This is a genomic window from Pantoea sp. Acro-807, from assembly GCF_011752675.1.
Lineage (GTDB): Bacteria > Pseudomonadota > Gammaproteobacteria > Enterobacterales > Enterobacteriaceae > Pantoea > Pantoea eucrina.
In genome coordinates this window covers 1-836 of the sequence record NZ_VWXE01000021.1, presented here as the reverse complement: position 1 = coordinate 836, position 836 = coordinate 1, and the positions used below count along the sequence as shown (strand labels likewise).

Below are 836 nucleotides of genomic sequence, written 5' to 3'. Positions count from 1 at the left end.
TCACACCTGCACGCTTAAACCGGGACAACCGTCGCCCGGATAACCTAGCCTTCTCCGTCCCCCCTTCGCAGCAACACCAAGTGCAGGAATATTAACCTGCTTCCCATCGACTACGCCTTTCGGCCTCGCCTTAGGGGTCGACTCACCCTGCCCCGATTAACGTTGGACAGGAACCCTTGGTCTTCCGGCGAGCGGGCTTTTCACCCGCTTTATCGTTACTTATGTCAGCATTCGCACTTCTGATACCTCCAGCATGCCTCACAGCACGCCTTCTGCGGCTTACAGAACGCTCCCCTACCCAGCGACGCAAGCGTCGCTGCCGCAGCTTCGGTGCATGGTTTAGCCCCGTTACATCTTCCGCGCAGGCCGACTCGACCAGTGAGCTATTACGCTTTCTTTAAATGATGGCTGCTTCTAAGCCAACATCCTGGCTGTCTGTGCCTTCCCACATCGTTTCCCACTTAACCATGACTTTGGGACCTTAGCTGGCGGTCTGGGTTGTTTCCCTCTTCACGACGGACGTTAGCACCCGCCGTGTGTCTCCCGTGATAACATTCTCCGGTATTCGCAGTTTGCATCGGGTTGGTAAGCCGGGATGGCCCCCTAGCCGAAACAGTGCTCTACCCCCGGAGATGAGTTCACGAGGCGCTACCTAAATAGCTTTCGGGGAGAACCAGCTATCTCCCGGTTTGATTGGCCTTTCACCCCCAGCCACAGGTCATCCGCTAATTTTTCAACATTAGTCGGTTCGGTCCTCCAGTTAGTGTTACCCAACCTTCAACCTGCCCATGGCTAGATCACCGGGTTTCGGGTCTATACCCTGCAACTTAGCGCCC

At 55.9% G+C, this 836-nt stretch carries 1 rRNA gene; it reads right to left on the bottom strand.

From position 1 onward, the window contains the following. Window positions 1-836 (bottom strand): 23S ribosomal RNA (locus F3J39_RS18665); the annotation flags it as partial.